This is a genomic window from Citrobacter amalonaticus (assembly GCF_037053465.1).
GTDB lineage: Bacteria > Pseudomonadota > Gammaproteobacteria > Enterobacterales > Enterobacteriaceae > Citrobacter_A > Citrobacter_A amalonaticus_H.
Window position 1 is genome coordinate 1 of record NZ_JBALIF010000024.1, and the last position, 16,700, is coordinate 16,700.

Here is a 16,700-nt window from a genome sequence, read left to right on the forward strand (position 1 = left end):
GCCTGGCGGCCGTAGCGCGGTGGTCCCACCTGACCCCATGCCGAACTCAGAAGTGAAACGCCGTAGCGCCGATGGTAGTGTGGGGTCTCCCCATGCGAGAGTAGGGAACTGCCAGGCATCAAATAAAGCGAAGGGCCCGGTCGAAAGACCGGGCCTTTTTGCGTTATGTGAAAAATTGCCGGATGGCGGCTTCGCCTTATCCGGCCTACCGTCAGGACGAGACTTTGTGGTAACGCAAAGGCAATAACGGATACAGCCGTCCAGGTTCGTCGATCTCTGCGCGCCCCGTCACCCACTTTTCTTCGTGAAACTTTCTCACCTTTAACATGCAGACTCGACATTAATGTCATTTCTGGTTATCTTCAGCTATCTGGATGTCTAAACGTTTAAACGTATGTTGTGAGGTTATCAGGTTATGCCGATTCGCGTGCTGGACGAGCTACCCGCCGTCAATTTCTTGCGTGAGGAAAACGTCTTTGTCATGACGACCTCCCGCGCTTCAGGTCAGGAAATTCGTCCGCTTAAGGTACTTATCCTCAACCTGATGCCGAAGAAAATTGAGACAGAAAACCAGTTTCTGCGCCTGTTGTCGAACTCCCCATTACAGGTGGATATTCAGCTTCTGCGCATTGATGCTCGTGAATCGCGTAACACGCCAGCCGAGCATCTGAACAACTTTTACTGCAACTTTGAAGATATTTGCGACCAGAACTTTGACGGTCTGATCGTCACCGGTGCGCCGCTTGGCCTGGTGGAGTTTAATGACGTCGCATACTGGCCGCAGATTAAGCAGGTGCTGGAATGGTCGAAAGATCACGTTACATCAACGCTGTTTGTCTGTTGGGCGGTACAAGCGGCACTCAATATTCTCTACGGTATCCCAAAACAAACCCGCACGGATAAGCTGTCTGGGGTTTATGAGCATCATATCCTTCATCCTCACGCGCTACTGACGCGTGGTTTTGACGATTCGTTCCTGGCCCCGCATTCACGTTATGCGGATTTCCCTGCAGCCCTGATCCGTGATTACACCGATCTTGAGATCCTTGCTGAGACAGAGGATGGTGATGCGTATCTGTTTGCCAGCAAAGACAAACGTATCGCGTTTGTCACAGGGCATCCGGAATATGACGCCAACACGTTAGCCAGTGAATATTTCCGCGATGTGGAAGCCGGGTTGAGTCCCGAGCTTCCGTACAACTATTTCCCGAAAAACGATCCCCAAAACAAGCCGCGTGCCACCTGGCGAAGCCACGGTAATTTGTTGTTCACTAACTGGCTCAACTATTACGTCTATCAGATCACGCCATATGATCTGCGTCACATGAATCCTACGCTGGATTAATCCTCTACTGCTGACGATCCTAAAGCGTTTCAGCATGTTGAATCAGGCACCTTCGGGTGCCTTTTTTGTTTTCGAAATTTACTTCATCTTGTAATTAAACTTTATTTTTATTGTTATCAATAGGTTAATTGATATTTAAATTAAAAATGGAAATTGTTTTTGATTTTGATTTTTAAATGAGTAGTCTTAGTGGTGCTGAACGAAAAGCACACAGCGATCCTTCGTTCGCATTGGGGATGCCTTCTTTTGAATGACGAGGAGTTAAGAATGAATCAACAGGCAACGACCACCGATGAATTGATCTTCACCAGGCCATACGGTGAGCCAGAGAAACAGATCCTGACTGCAGAAGCGGTCGAATTTGTCACTGAACTGGTGGCACGCTTTACGCCAAAGCGTAACAAGTTGCTTGCGGCCCGCATTCAGCAACAACAGGATATCGACAACGGAAAGTTGCCTGATTTTATTTCGGAAACGGCTTCCATTCGTAATGGTGACTGGAAGATTCGCGGCATCCCGGCCGATTTACAGGATCGTCGGGTAGAGATCACCGGACCGGTTGAGCGCAAGATGGTTATCAATGCGCTGAACGCGAATGTGAAGGTCTTTATGGCAGACTTCGAAGATTCGCTGGCACCGGAATGGAGCAAAGTGATCGACGGCCATATTAACCTGCGTGATGCGGTAAACGGCACCATCAGCTATACCAACGAAGCCGGGAAAATTTACCAGTTGAAACCCGATCCGGCCCTACTGATTTGTCGTGTACGCGGTCTGCACCTGCCGGAAAAACACGTGACCTGGCGTGGGGAAGCCATTCCAGGCAGCCTGTTCGACTTCGCCCTTTATTTCTTCCACAACTATAAAGCGTTACTGGCTAAAGGTAGCGGCCCTTATTTCTACCTGCCGAAAACGCAGGCCTGGCAGGAAGCGGCATGGTGGAGTGAAGTTTTTAGCTATACCGAAGATCGCTTCAATTTACCGCGCGGCACGATCAAAGCCACGCTGTTAATTGAAACGCTGCCAGCGGTGTTCCAGATGGACGAGATCCTGCATGCCCTGCGCGACCATATCGTCGGCCTGAACTGCGGTCGCTGGGATTACATTTTCAGCTATATCAAAACGTTGAAAAACCATCCGGATCGCGTTCTGCCGGATCGCCAGGTGGTGACGATGGATAAGCCTTTTCTCAGCGCCTATTCGCGTCTGCTGATTAAAACCTGCCACAAGCGCGGTGCCTTCGCGATGGGCGGTATGGCGGCATTCATCCCGAGCAAAGATGCGGAGCGCAACAATCAGGTGCTCAACAAAGTGAAAGCGGATAAAGCGCTGGAAGCCAGCAACGGTCACGATGGCACGTGGATTGCGCATCCCGGGCTTGCTGATACCGCGATGGCGGTCTTCAACGAGGTGCTGGGCGAGAACAAAAACCAACTGTTTGTCACCCGCGATGAAGATGCGCCGATTACCGCAGAACATCTGCTGGCACCGTGTGAAGGCGAGCGGACTGAAGAAGGGATGCGCGCCAATATTCGCGTCGCGGTGCAATACATCGAAGCCTGGATCTCCGGAAACGGTTGTGTACCGATTTATGGCCTGATGGAAGATGCGGCGACGGCTGAAATCTCCCGCACCTCTATCTGGCAGTGGATTCATCACGAGAAAGCCCTGAGCAACGGTAAACCGGTCACTAAGGCGCTGTTCCGCCAGATGTTAGCTGAAGAGATGTTGGTGATTCAGGACGAACTGGGCGAACACCGCTACAGCAGCGGCCGTTTTGATGACGCGGCACGCCTGATGGAACAAATCACCACCTCTGATGACTTAATCGATTTCCTGACGTTGCCAGGCTACCGCCTGCTGGCGTAAATGCCCAGGCTATTTTGTTCGCCATTTTGGCCCGGGGAAGTGCTCAAAATCCTTACGTACTATCAGTACGCTCCGGTTTTTGCGTGACTTCCCGTGACCAAACTGCCTTCACCAATAACGCCTGGGAAGCCAGGAGAATAATATGGAGCATCTGCACATGAAAACCCGTACCCAACAAATTGAAGAATTACAAAAAGAGTGGACACAACCGCGCTGGGAAGGCATTCGTCGCCCGTACAGCGCGGAGGAAGTGGTGAAATTACGCGGCTCGGTTAACCCGGAATGCACGCTGGCGCAACTGGGTGCTGCAAAAATGTGGCGTCTGCTGCATGGCGAATCGAAAAAAGGCTATATCAACAGCCTCGGGGCGTTAACCGGCGGTCAGGCATTACAGCAGGCGAAAGCCGGTATTGAAGCCGTTTACCTGTCTGGCTGGCAGGTGGCGGCGGATGCGAATCTGGCATCCAGCATGTATCCGGATCAATCACTCTATCCGGCGAATTCCGTCCCGGCCGTGGTGGATCGGATCAACAACACCTTCCGTCGTGCGGATCAGATCCAGTGGTCCAGCGGCATTGAACCTGGCGATCCGCGCTATGTGGATTACTTCCTGCCGATCGTGGCCGATGCGGAGGCCGGGTTTGGCGGCGTACTGAATGCCTTTGAGCTGATGAAATCGATGATTGAGGCCGGTGCAGCGGCGGTTCACTTCGAAGATCAACTGGCGTCGGTGAAGAAGTGCGGTCACATGGGGGGCAAAGTGCTGGTGCCCACGCAGGAAGCCATACAGAAACTGGTGGCGGCGCGTCTGGCGGCTGACGTTATGGGGGTACCGACACTGGTGATTGCCCGTACGGATGCCGATGCCGCGGATTTGATTACCTCTGACTGCGATCCGTATGACAGTGAATTTATTACTGGCGAGCGCACCAGCGAAGGGTTCTTCCGTACGCATGCGGGCATTGAACAGGCGATCAGCCGTGGTCTGGCCTACGCCCCGTATGCCGACCTGGTCTGGTGTGAAACCTCCACGCCGGATCTTGAACTGGCGAAACGCTTTGCCGATGCCATTCACGCGAAGTATCCGGGCAAACTGCTGGCCTACAACTGCTCGCCGTCGTTTAACTGGCAGAAGAATCTGGATGACAAAACCATCGCCAGCTTCCAGCAGCAGTTGTCGGATATGGGCTACAAGTACCAGTTCATCACCCTCGCGGGGATCCACAGCATGTGGTTCAACATGTTCGACCTTGCGCGTTCTTATGCCCAGGGTGAAGGCATGAAGCATTACGTTGAGAAGGTTCAGCAACCGGAATTCGCGGCTGGCAAAGACGGTTACACCTTTGTCTCCCACCAACAGGAGGTGGGGACCGGGTACTTCGATAAGGTCACCACCATCATTCAGGGTGGCACATCCTCGGTGACTGCGCTGACCGGTTCGACGGAAGAATCGCAGTTCTGATCGTCCTGATGCCCGGTGGCGCTGCGCTTACCGGGTCTGTAAGGAACAGGCCGGATAAGCGAATACGCTATCCGGCATAACATTGTGCCGGATGGGGAGAAACGATGACGCGTGGCCTGGAGTTACTGATTGCTCAAACCATTCTGCAAGGCTTCGACGCGCAGTATGGGCGATTTCTGGAAGTGACCTCCGGCGCGCAACAGCGTTTTGAACAGGCCGACTGGCATGCTGTGCAGCAGGCAATGAAAAGCCGTATTCATCTCTACGACCACCATGTGGGTCTGGTAGTGGAACAACTGCGCTGCATTACCGACGGCAAAAGCACCGATGCGGCGTTTTTGCTGCGTGTTAAAGAGCATTACACCCGGCTATTGCCGGATTACCCGCGCTTCGAGATTGCGGAGAGTTTTTTTAACTCCGTGTACTGTCGGTTATTTGACCACCGCTCGCTCACTCCCGAGCGGCTTTTTATCTTTAGCTCTCAGCCAGAGCGTCGCTTTCGGACAATCCCTCGCCCGCTGGCGAAAGATTTTTTCCCCGATAACGGCTGGGAACCGCTGCTGACGCGCGTGCTTAGCGATCTCCCGCTACGTCTGCCCTGGGAGAATAAAGGGCGTGATATCCGCTACATCATCACACATCTGAATGAAACCTTTGGCGAGGAGACATTGCAGCGATGCCATTTGCAGGTGGCAAACGAACTGTTCTATCGCAACAAAGCCGCCTGGCTGGTGGGTAAGCTCATCACTCCATCCGCAACGCTGCCCTTTTTGCTGCCGATCCATCGCACCGATGACGGTGAACTGTTTGTTGATACCTGCCTGACCACTACGGCGGAAGCCAGTATCGTGTTCGGTTTTGCCCGCTCTTATTTCATGGTTTACGCACCGCTGCCTGCCGCGCTGGTTGAGTGGTTGCGCGAGATCCTGCCAGGTAAAACCACCGCCGAGCTGTACATGGCGATTGGCTGCCAGAAGCATGCAAAGACGGAGAGTTACCGGGAATATTTGTTGTATCTGAGTGACTGTGATGAGCAGTTTATTGAAGCGCCGGGTATACGGGGCATGGTGATGCTGGTCTTTACGCTGCCAGGCTTCGACCGGGTGTTTAAAATTATCAAAGACAAGTTTGCGCCGCAAAAAGAGATGTCAGCGGCACACGTTCGCGCCTGCTATCAACTGGTAAAAGAACACGATCGCGTGGGGCGTATGGCGGATACCCAGGAGTTCGAAAACTTCGTCCTGGAGAAACAACAGATAAGCCCCGCGCTTATGGCGCTGTTATTACAGGAAGTGCCGGAGAAAATAACCGACCTTGGCGATCAAATTGTCATTCGCCATCTCTATATTGAACGGCGGATGGTGCCGCTCAATATCTGGCTTGAACAGGTGGAAGGCCAGCAACTACGGGATGCGATTGAAGAGTACGGCAATGCGATTCGCCAGCTTGCCGCCGCTAATATCTTCCCCGGTGACATGCTGTTTAAGAACTTCGGCGTCACCCGTCACGGTCGCGTGGTGTTCTACGATTATGATGAAATCTGTTATATGACGGAAGTGAATTTCCGCGACATTCCACCGCCGCGTTACCCGGAGGATGAACTGGCCAGCGAGCCGTGGTACAGCGTTTCGCCGGGCGATGTCTTTCCCGAGGAGTTTCGTCACTGGCTGTGCGCCGATCCGCGCATAGGACCGCTGTTTGAAGAGATGCACGCCGACCTGTTTCGCGCCGACTACTGGCGCGCGCTACAGACGCGCATTCGGGAAGGGCATATCGAAGATGTTTATGCATACCGCCGTCGCCAGCGTTTCAGCGTACGTTATGAAACTGACCGTAGGCCGGATAAAGCACCTGCGCCGCCATCCGGCAATGTGCGCCGATCTGCCTGATGGTGTTACGCTTATCAGGCCTGGCTAAAATCTAAAATGCTATCGGCGAGACAGCTTTAACGAATCCCGCCATAGGCCAGCGTCACTTCTTTGGCCGCCTTGATCACCATCGCGCCAAATTCCGTGACGCGGTCGTCGGTGATCCGCGAAATGGGACCGGAGATGGAGATCGCGGCAAAGGGGTCGCGATGCTCATCATAAATGCACGACGCCACACAGCGCAGTCCCAGCGCATGTTCTTCATCATCAAAGGAATAACCGCGTTTACGGGTCTGAGCGAGATCGTCTTTCAGGTGAACCGGAGAAACCAGCGTCGCGTGGGTATACGCATGTAACCCTTTGCGGTGCAACAACTGCGTCACCTGTTCCTCACTTAACTGGGATAAGAACGCTTTACCCGCGCCAGAGGCGTGCATCGGTAACTTACCGCCAATCGGCGCTGACATACGCATCAGTTGGGTACACTGTACCTGATCGATGATAATCGCCTGATGATCACTTTGGTCCAGCACCGCCAGGTTCACCGTTTCGCCGGAGTCTTCCATCAGTTTGCGCAGAATCGGGTGGACGATGGCCAGCAGGTTGCGACTCTGCAAAAAGCTGCTGCCAACGATGAACGCATGCGCGCCCACCGCCCAGTGCCCAAGATCGCCCACCTGACGCACAAAGCCCTGCTGTTGCATGGTCGTCAGTAAACGGTGAGTGGTGGAATTGGGTAAGCCAGCCTGCTGGGCGAGTTCGGTCAACGCCACGCTGCCGTTGGATTCCGCAATCCATTCCAGCAGTTTGAGGCCACGCGTGAGCGACTGAACCTGGCCGGCTGCGGGGGCGGTTGTCGCGGCGGGTTTTCTGCCGCGTTTTGCGGGAATGGGGGCAACCATGGCAAGCTCCTTTTTCTGTATCGTGGAAATCATTTTCGTTTTATTCAATTATAATGCAAGCAGTCTTGTACTGATCGGATGAGTGAAGCTGAACATGTCTCATGTTGCCCGTTGTTCTCTTTTCCGCCTCCCAGGTTTATGCCAGTATGACCTGTTGAGTTTTTTCGGTCTGGTTGAGCGTTGTCAGGAGCAAGTGTGAGCAGCAAAGTTGAACAACTGCGTGCGCAGTTAAATGAACGTATTCTGGTGCTGGACGGCGGCATGGGGACGATGATCCAGAGCTACCGTCTGGGGGAAGAGGATTTCCGGGGCGAACGCTTTACCGACTGGCCGTGCGATCTGAAAGGCAACAATGACCTGCTGGTGCTGAGCAAGCCCGAGGTGATAACCGCCATCCACAATGCCTATTTTGACGCGGGCGCGGATATCATCGAAACCAACACGTTTAACTCCACGACCATCGCGATGGCAGATTACCAGATGGAATCGCTGTCGGCGGAGATCAACTTTGCGGCGGCGAAACTGGCCCGCGCCTGCGCCGATGAGTGGACTGCACGAAATCCGGCAAAACCGCGCTATGTGGCGGGTGTATTGGGGCCAACCAACCGCACCGCGTCTATATCGCCGGATGTTAATGACCCAGCGTTTCGTAACATCACCTTCGACCAACTGGTGGCGGCCTACCGTGAATCGACCAAAGCGCTGGTGGAAGGTGGTAGCGACCTGATTTTGATCGAAACCGTATTTGACACGCTGAATGCGAAAGCGGCGATTTTCGCTGTGAAAGAGGAGCTGGACGCGCTGGGCGTTGATCTGCCGATCATGATTTCCGGCACCATCACGGATGCCTCTGGCCGTACCCTTTCCGGCCAGACCACCGAAGCCTTTTATAACTCGCTGCGCCACGCCGAGGCGCTCACGTTTGGTCTGAACTGTGCGCTGGGGCCGGATGAACTGCGCCAGTATGTGCAAGAGCTATCGCGCATCGCCGAATGTTATGTGACCGCGCACCCGAACGCCGGTCTGCCCAACGCCTTTGGTGAATACGATCTCGATGCCGACACGATGGCGAAACAAATCCGCGAATGGGCCGAAGCGGGTTTTCTGAATATCGTCGGCGGCTGCTGCGGCACCACCCCTGCACACATTGCGGCGATGAGCCGCGCGGTTGAAGGGTTACCACCGCGTAAACTGCCGGAAATCCCGGTCGCCTGCCGTCTGTCCGGCCTTGAGCCGCTCAATATCGGTGATGACAGCCTGTTTGTGAACGTCGGCGAACGGACCAACGTCACCGGCTCTGCCAAATTTAAGCGCCTCATCAAAGAAGAAAAATACAGCGAAGCGCTGGATGTTGCCCGTCAGCAGGTCGAAAACGGCGCACAGATCATTGATATCAATATGGATGAAGGGATGCTCGACGCTGAAGCGGCGATGGTGCGTTTCCTGAATCTCATTGCCGGTGAGCCGGACATTGCCCGCGTGCCGATCATGATTGACTCCTCGAAATGGGAGGTCATTGAGAAGGGGCTGAAGTGCATCCAGGGGAAAGGCATCGTTAACTCTATTTCGATGAAAGAGGGGGTTGAGACCTTTATCCATCACGCGAAATTGCTGCGTCGTTACGGTGCGGCTGTTGTGGTGATGGCCTTTGATGAGCAGGGCCAGGCCGATACCCGCGCGCGTAAAATCGAGATCTGCCGCCGGGCGTACCACATTCTTACCGAAGAGGTGGGTTTCCCGCCGGAAGACATCATTTTCGACCCGAACATCTTCGCGGTGGCGACCGGGATTGAAGAACACAACAACTACGCTCAGGACTTTATTGGCGCCTGTGAAGACATCAAACGTGAACTGCCGCATGCGCTGATCTCCGGCGGCGTGTCCAACGTTTCATTTTCGTTTCGCGGTAACGACCCGGTACGCGAAGCGATTCACGCAGTGTTCCTCTACTACGCCATTCGCAATGGCATGGATATGGGGATTGTGAATGCTGGTCAACTGGCGATATACGACGATCTCCCGACTGAACTGCGGGATGCGGTAGAAGATGTGATCCTCAACCGCCGTGATGATGGCACCGAGCGATTACTGGAACTGGCAGAGAAATATCGCGGCAGCAAGAGTGATGAAACGGCTAACGCGCAACTGGCGGAGTGGCGCACGTGGGAAGTTAAAAAGCGCCTCGAATATTCTCTGGTCAAAGGCATCACGGAATTTATCGAGCAGGATACCGAAGAAGCGCGCCAGCAGGCCGCCCGACCGATCGAGGTTATCGAAGGACCATTGATGGACGGCATGAACGTGGTCGGCGACCTGTTTGGCGAAGGAAAAATGTTCCTGCCGCAGGTAGTGAAATCGGCTCGCGTAATGAAGCAGGCGGTGGCGTATCTCGAACCGTTTATTGAAGCCAGCAAAGAGAAAGGTTCCAGTAACGGCAAAATGGTGATCGCCACCGTGAAAGGCGATGTCCATGACATCGGTAAGAATATCGTTGGCGTAGTGTTGCAGTGCAATAACTATGAAATCGTCGATTTGGGCGTGATGGTGCCGGCAGAGAAGATCCTCAAAACCGCCAAAGAGGTGAACGCGGACCTGATCGGCCTTTCCGGATTGATTACTCCGTCGCTGGATGAAATGGTGAACGTGGCGAAAGAGATGGAGCGTCAGGGCTTCACCATTCCGCTGCTGATTGGCGGCGCGACAACCTCAAAAGCCCATACAGCGGTAAAAATCGAACAGAACTACAGCGGGCCGACGGTCTACGTGCAGAACGCCTCTCGCACCGTTGGTGTTGTGGCGGCGCTCCTTTCCGATACCCAGCGCGACGACTTTGTCGCCCGCACCCGAAAAGAGTATGAAACCGTGCGTATCCAGCATGGTCGTAAAAAGCCACGCACGCCGCCGGTCACACTCGACGCCGCGCGTGAAAACGATCTGGCCTTCGACTGGGCGAGCTATACCCCGCCGGTGGCGCACCGGCTGGGCGTACAGGAGGTGGAAGCCAGCATCGAAACCCTGCGTAACTACATCGACTGGACGCCGTTCTTTATGACCTGGTCGCTGGCGGGGAAATACCCGCGCATTCTGGAAGATGAGGTGGTAGGCGTTGAGGCGCAGCGCTTGTTTAAAGACGCCAATGAGATGCTGGACAAACTGAGCGCGGACAAAACCCTGAATCCGCGCGGTGTGGTGGGGCTGTTCCCGGCAAACCGTGTGGGTGATGACATTGAAATCTATCGTGATGAAACGCGCACCCACGTGCTGACGGTCAGTCATCATCTGCGTCAACAGACGGAAAAAGTGGGCTTCGCCAACTACTGTCTGTCTGACTTTGTCGCGCCGAAGCTCTCCGGTAAAGCCGATTATATTGGCGCTTTTGCTGTAACCGGCGGGCTGGAAGAGGACGCGCTGGCAGAGGCGTTCGAAGCGCAGCACGATGATTACAACAAGATCATGGTGAAAGCGATTGCGGATCGTCTGGCGGAAGCATTCGCGGAATATCTGCACGAGCGCGTGCGTAAAGTTTACTGGGGCTATGCGCCGAACGAGAACCTCAGCAATGAGGAATTGATCCGCGAAAACTACCAGGGTATCCGCCCGGCGCCGGGCTATCCAGCCTGCCCTGAGCACACGGAGAAAGGTACCATCTGGCAGTTGCTGGATGTGGAAAAACACACCGGGATGAAGCTCACCGAGTCTTATGCCATGTGGCCTGGCGCATCAGTCTCCGGTTGGTACTTCAGCCATCCGGACAGCAAATACTACGCGGTGGCGCAGATTCAGCGCGACCAGGTGGAGGATTACGCTTTCCGTAAAGGGATGAGCGTTGCTGAGGTTGAACGCTGGCTGGCGCCGAACCTGGGTTACGATGCGGATTGATTCATCAAACCGTTAACTTTTCTTACAACTAACAGGGCGCTCATTGAGCGCCCTGTCTCTTTCTTACGTTTAAACCCTTATACTTGAGAAAGACTTATGAGCGTGGCTTGCCGGATGGCGGCGTAAACGCCTTATCCGGCTAGTTGTAGGCCGGATAAGCGCAGCGTCATCAGGCATGATACCGACGCGATGAGTCCCGGAAACCTATAACAATAAGGAGTACCAGATTCCGTGTTAACGCTGCTTCACCTGCTTTCTGCTGTTGCCCTGCTGGTCTGGGGGACTCATATTGTGCGTACTGGCGTAATGCGCGTGTTTGGCGCTCGCCTGCGTACCGTGCTTAGCCGGAGTGTTGAAAAGAAACCGCTCGCCTTCTGCGCGGGAATTGGCGTGACTGCGCTGGTGCAAAGCAGTAACGCCACTACCATGCTGGTGACCTCGTTTGTCGCCCAGGATCTTGTCGCACTGACCCCCGCTCTGGTGATTGTGCTCGGCGCTGACGTGGGGACCGCGCTGATGGCGCGTATCCTCACCTTCGATTTATCGTGGCTGTCGCCGCTGCTGATTTTTATCGGCGTGATCTTCTTTCTTGGCCGCAAACAGTCCCGAGCCGGGCAACTGGGGCGCGTGGGGATTGGCCTGGGCCTGATCCTGCTGGCGCTGGAACTGATTGTGCAGGCTGTGACCCCCATCACGCAGGCCAACGGTGTACAGGTGATTTTCGCCTCGCTGACCGGCGATATCTTGCTGGATGCGTTGATCGGTGCGATGTTCGCTATCATCAGTTATTCCAGCCTTGCGGCGGTGCTGTTAACCGCCACCCTGACCGCAGCGGGGATCATCTCCTTCCCGGTGGCGCTGTGTCTGGTGATTGGCGCCAACCTCGGTTCCGGCCTGCTGGCGATGCTCAACAACAGTGCGGCGAATGCTGCTGCCCGTCGCGTGGCGCTCGGCAGCCTGCTGTTTAAGCTGGTGGGTAGCCTGATTATTCTGCCGTTTGTTCATCCGCTGGCGAATCTGATGGATGAGTTGCCGCTGGCGAAATCCGAGCTGGTTATCTATTTCCACGTTTTCTACAACCTGGTCCGCTGCCTGGCAATGGTTCCGTTTGCCGAGCCGATGGCGCGTTTCTGTAAGCGCATCATCCGCGACGAGCCGGAGCTGGATGCGCATCTCAAACCAAAACATCTGGACGTCAGCGCGCTGGATACTCCTACGCTTGCGCTGGCCAACGCCGCCCGCGAAGCGCTGCGTATCGGGGATGCGATGGAGCAGATGATGGAAGGGCTGAAGAAGGTGATGCACGGTGAGCCGCGTGAAGAGAAAGAGCTGCGTAAAATCGCGGATGACATCAACGTGCTCTACACCGCCATTAAACTCTATCTTGCGCGGATGCCGAAAGAGGAACTGGCGGAAGAGGAGTCGCGCCGCTGGGCGGAGATTATCGAGATGTCGCTCAATCTGGAGCAGGCTTCAGATATTGTCGAACGAATGGGCAGCGAGATTGCTGATAAGTCGCTGGCGGCGCGTCGGGCGTTCTCAATTGAGGGGCTAAAAGAGCTGGATGCGCTGTACGATCAACTGCTCAGTAACCTGCAACTGGCGATGTCGGTCTTTTTCTCCGGCGACGTAACCAGCGCGCGTCGGCTGCGGCGCAGTAAGCATCGTTTCCGCATCCTTAATCGCCGCTATTCGCACGCTCACGTGGACCGCCTGCACCAGCAGAACGTGCAAAGTATCGAGACCAGTTCTTTGCATCTGGGCTTGTTGGGCGATATGCAGCGTCTGAACTCGTTGTTTTGTTCCGTGGCTTACAGCGTGCTGGAACAGCCGGACGAAGACGACGAACGGGAGTATTGAAATAATGAATGCCGGATGGCGGCTTTGCCGTATCCGGCATCAGACACAAATCAACTAAAAGCAGTGTCCTGCTTCCAGCGGCACCGCGTCTTTACCGGCTTCAAACACATACGTGGTTCTTGGACCGCCAAGTACCGCCTGGCCTTTGCTTACCTTGATCCAGTTTCCTTCCGGCAGACCGATCACCGTCAGCTCTGGCGCGACAACCAGCAGTTCGCGAATACGCTGTTCACGCGTTTCGCCTTTGTGGCCTTCTGGCAGCGCGTTGGTGAAATGCGGGTTAATCTGTAACGGGAACAGGCCCAGCGCATCAAACCCTTTCGGATCGACAATGGGCATATCGTTGGTGGTACGGATGGTCTGGCAAGCGAGGTTCGCGCCTGCGCTCCAGCCAATGTACAACGCACCGCGTTTAACCACGTCAACAATCGGCGTCAACAACCCGCGTTCACGGCACTCTTTCAGTAACTGAAAAGTATTTCCGCCGCCAACCACCACCACGTCTGCATTTTCAATGGCTGCCAGCGGATCGGCCGCGCTGTGAATGCCCACCACTTTGACGCCCATAGGGGCGAAGATGGCGGCTGTTTTTTCCGTGTATTCATCCCAGGTTTGCGTCACGCCTGCGAACGGGATAAACACCGCCGAACGACGACCGTTCAGTTGCTCCGCAATCAGCGGCAGGGCGTGTTCCATCCAGCCTTTGCCTGGCAGCGTTGAGTTACTCAATAAAAGCAGTTCCATCATTTCTCCATCAAATCAAAAAATTACAAAACGTGGTAATGCTACCACTGGCACAGTAGCGACTTACTGATATGGCTCACGATGTTGAAAGGGGCGGGGGAAGGTAAATTCATTATTTAACGGTGAGGTTGACGCCCAATGCCTTTGCGACATAAGTCTCATCATCATTAACTAACGCTGTGGCGGGGTTATATTAAATGCTCTTGACTTGCCTGAAGTTCTGTCGATGATTGGTATGCAGATTCGCTGACGCAGGTTAAGCCCCTCACGATTATTTTTTATCGCTCGTAAGGTAGGGTATATTTCGCTGTCAAAGGAGAAATTATGCTGCCCGACTCATCTACCCGATTAAACAAATACATCAGCGAAAGCGGAATTTGCTCGCGCCGTGAAGCGGATCGCTTCATTGAGCAAGGGAATGTCTTCATCAATGGCAAGCGCGCCACCATAGGCGATCAGGTGATGTCTGGCGACGTCGTGAAGGTGAATGGTCGGTTGATTGAGCCGCGTGAAGCGGAAGATCTGGTCTTTATCGCGCTGAATAAGCCGGTGGGGATTGTGAGCACCACCGAAGACAGCGAACGTGACAACATTGTTGATTTCGTTAACCACAGTAAACGCGTGTTCCCAATTGGCCGTCTGGATAAAGACTCCCAGGGACTGATCTTTCTGACCAACCACGGCGATCTGGTGAATAAGATCCTGCGCGCCGGCAACGACCATGAAAAAGAGTATCTGGTAACGGTTGATAAACCGGTTACCGACGAGTTTATTCGTGGGATGGGTGCCGGCGTGCCAATTCTCGGTACCGTCACCAAAAAATGTAAGGTCAAGAAAGAAGCGCCCTTCGTTTTTCGCATTACGTTGATTCAGGGGTTGAACCGCCAGATTCGACGCATGTGCGAACATTTCGGCTATGAAGTGACGAAGCTTGAACGTACACGCATCATGAACGTGGGTCTCTCCGGTTTGCCGCTGGGGGAATGGCGTGACCTGACGGATGACGAATTGATCACGCTGTTTAAACTCATCGAAAATTCCTCTTCAGAAGCGAAGCCAAAAGCTAAAGCGAAGCCAAAAGCGGCGGGGATTAAGCGCCCGGTAGTGAAGATCGAAAAAACGGCGGAAAAAGAGAAATCACGCCCGGCAGCAAACGGTAAACGCTTTACCTCACCGGGGCGTAAGAAAAAAGGACGTTAACGTCGGCCGCGCGTCGGCGTATTCGCTGACCAGGAAAATGACGCGTCAGAATCCGGTTTATAAGCTTGCTTTTTCTTTAACTGGCGGGCTTTTTTCGCCTCTGCTTCGCGCAACGCCATCAACTTGTCGATGTACTCTTTCTTCACGCTGTTGGTCTCCGCGTTGGTTAACGGGCGACCGTGCGCGATACGGGCGCGGTCGAGCAGCGTTTTCAGTTCGCGCTGTTCGCGCTCGGTCATCTCTTTTTGGGTAATGCGGGGGAGTGCCATACGGTTGCCCTCAGTGTGCCTGGTCATTTCAGTGTACGGCAAGACGCCACGGGCGGATAGCGTTCAGTCAGCAATTCGCATTTTTCTGGCGAAATTCTGCTGCCAATAAACCGTTGTTTTAACACTCTTATCCGTGATGAGGTGGTTGATATCGGTTGCGCCAGACCGAGTACAGGGCGTCAGGCAGGGCGGCAAAACCTGAGTTTAGCCGGGCTATGTACGAAGGGGTAAGAAGATATAATTTTGTTCTGCCAGATGACACATCTCATCCAGTAATGGCGTCCACGAGAATGCCCCTACGCTATTCAATGCATGCATAAATTCATCCCGGGTCTTCACACATTTCGGTAAGCGGAAGAGTTTATTGACTTCATCGATTTTAGGTGTATTCGATGAAAAGCAGATCATGGGTGTTCCAAAGCACATGGCGGCAACGGAGTAATGGTAGCGACCAGATATTAACAGTACTGAATGTTTGATAACGGATAACCACTCGGTAAAAGAGTGCGCATCATGGACGATCATTTCCGGGATATATTTTTGCAGGCTTGCAATCACGTCAGGATCTTCATTATTCATACCGGACGCGGAACCGGTTAAATAGACGATGTGATGATCAGGGTAGTTATCACGAAGCCCTGATGCAATTAACGCTGAATTGCGGGTATCATAATTGACTGCGCCCGAAACGCATATATATTTTCCAGAATACAGGCTGGCGGGAATATTTTCTGTCTCTTTGACGGACAATGGCAGGCTATCAAAGGCGAGCGTGGCCTTTACTCCTAAGCGTTCAGTAATGATAAGCTGTGAAGCTGGTTCCCTGGCGGCAATGAAATCGCACTTTGCGTATACGCGTTGATAGTACTGCATTTGTTTTGGCTTATCCCGTTTAGGGTAGCAGGAGTGATTAATGATGCAGACTCGTTTTTTCATCACCTCTTTTGCGATAAACACCATGAAGAAGATAAAGCGTGTGGCGACATGAATGCTGTTTATCGTTCCTTCACCATTGATGACGATATAATCGCTATCGAGCATTGCTTGCCATACTGCAGGTAATTTTCTGCGCATTACGCTGACATAATATTTTTGCGCAATATAGCGTATTAATGGATTTTTACTGTAAACCAGCAGACATTTTTTTGAGGTATTTTCGGGCTTGCTGCCTTCTTTGCAGGAAACTGACGCGATTTCTGTTACACCTCTATCCATAAGTTGTTTTTTTATCGCGGAAGAGGTCCCATAGCATCCCCAGTGATATTCTTTTTCGGTATCATTTATAATAAATGCTTTCATTTT

At 53.6% G+C, this 16,700-nt stretch carries 11 protein-coding genes and 1 rRNA gene; 8 read left to right on the forward strand and 4 right to left on the reverse strand.

Annotated elements, in window-relative coordinates:
- Position 1 precedes the first annotated feature (1 nt).
- From rrf to aceK, 5 genes are all read left to right on the forward strand, one after another.
- A 5S ribosomal RNA gene (gene rrf / locus WB371_RS22265) occupies positions 2-117 on the forward strand.
- 298 nt (positions 118-415) lie between these two features.
- The gene (gene metA, locus WB371_RS22270) at positions 416-1,345 is read left to right on the forward strand and encodes a homoserine O-acetyltransferase MetA (RefSeq protein ID WP_336222167.1); all 930 of its coding nucleotides are present in this window, start codon (positions 416-418) and stop codon (positions 1,343-1,345) included.
- Positions 1,346-1,612: 267 nt separating this feature from the next.
- The gene (aceB, locus tag WB371_RS22275) at positions 1,613-3,214 is read left to right on the forward strand and encodes a malate synthase A (RefSeq protein WP_336222168.1); all 1,602 of its coding nucleotides are present in this window, start codon (positions 1,613-1,615) and stop codon (positions 3,212-3,214) included.
- A 157-nt stretch (positions 3,215-3,371) separates the two neighbouring features.
- Complete coding sequence (gene aceA, locus WB371_RS22280) at positions 3,372-4,676, forward strand: isocitrate lyase (protein ID WP_336222189.1); 1,305 nt, start codon at positions 3,372-3,374, stop codon at positions 4,674-4,676.
- Between the two features lie 104 nt (positions 4,677-4,780).
- On the forward strand, positions 4,781-6,565 hold the full coding sequence (gene aceK, locus WB371_RS22285) for a bifunctional isocitrate dehydrogenase kinase/phosphatase (RefSeq protein WP_336222169.1): 1,785 nt from the start codon (positions 4,781-4,783) through the stop codon (positions 6,563-6,565).
- 56 nt (positions 6,566-6,621) lie between these two features.
- Here the strand turns inward: aceK and iclR are convergent, their stop codons facing one another.
- Positions 6,622-7,446 (reverse strand): glyoxylate bypass operon transcriptional repressor IclR, encoded by an 825-nt coding sequence (gene iclR / locus WB371_RS22290; protein WP_336222170.1) that lies wholly within the window; start codon positions 7,444-7,446, stop codon positions 6,622-6,624.
- Positions 7,447-7,641: 195 nt separating this feature from the next.
- On the opposite strand from iclR, the gene metH reads away from it, so the two are divergent.
- Positions 7,642-11,325, forward strand: coding sequence for a methionine synthase (gene metH, locus WB371_RS22295; RefSeq protein WP_336222171.1), 3,684 nt, complete (start codon positions 7,642-7,644; stop codon positions 11,323-11,325).
- A 231-nt stretch (positions 11,326-11,556) separates the two neighbouring features.
- Positions 11,557-13,185 carry a Na/Pi cotransporter family protein gene (locus WB371_RS22300; protein WP_336222172.1) on the forward strand — a complete coding sequence of 543 codons (1,629 nt, stop codon included), beginning with the start codon at positions 11,557-11,559 and terminating at the stop codon, positions 13,183-13,185.
- 54 nt (positions 13,186-13,239) lie between these two features.
- On the opposite strand, the gene pepE is transcribed toward WB371_RS22300, so the two are convergent.
- Positions 13,240-13,929, reverse strand: a complete 690-nt coding sequence (gene pepE, locus WB371_RS22305) for a dipeptidase PepE (RefSeq protein ID WP_336222190.1) — start codon at positions 13,927-13,929, stop codon at positions 13,240-13,242.
- Between the two features lie 324 nt (positions 13,930-14,253).
- On the opposite strand from pepE, the gene rluF reads away from it, so the two are divergent.
- Entirely contained in the window at positions 14,254-15,129 is an 876-nt protein-coding gene (gene rluF / locus WB371_RS22310) for a 23S rRNA pseudouridine(2604) synthase RluF (protein ID WP_336222173.1), read from the forward strand.
- Here rluF and WB371_RS22315 read toward each other — a convergent pair.
- Positions 15,126-15,398 carry a DUF3811 domain-containing protein gene (locus WB371_RS22315; protein WP_336222174.1) on the reverse strand — a complete coding sequence of 91 codons (273 nt, stop codon included), beginning with the start codon at positions 15,396-15,398 and terminating at the stop codon, positions 15,126-15,128. The genes rluF and WB371_RS22315 overlap by 4 nt on opposite strands.
- Before the next feature lie 213 nt (positions 15,399-15,611).
- Positions 15,612-16,697, reverse strand: a complete 1,086-nt coding sequence (locus tag WB371_RS22320; RefSeq protein WP_336222175.1) for a polysaccharide pyruvyl transferase family protein — start codon at positions 16,695-16,697, stop codon at positions 15,612-15,614.
- Between the last annotated feature and the right edge of the window lie 3 nt (positions 16,698-16,700).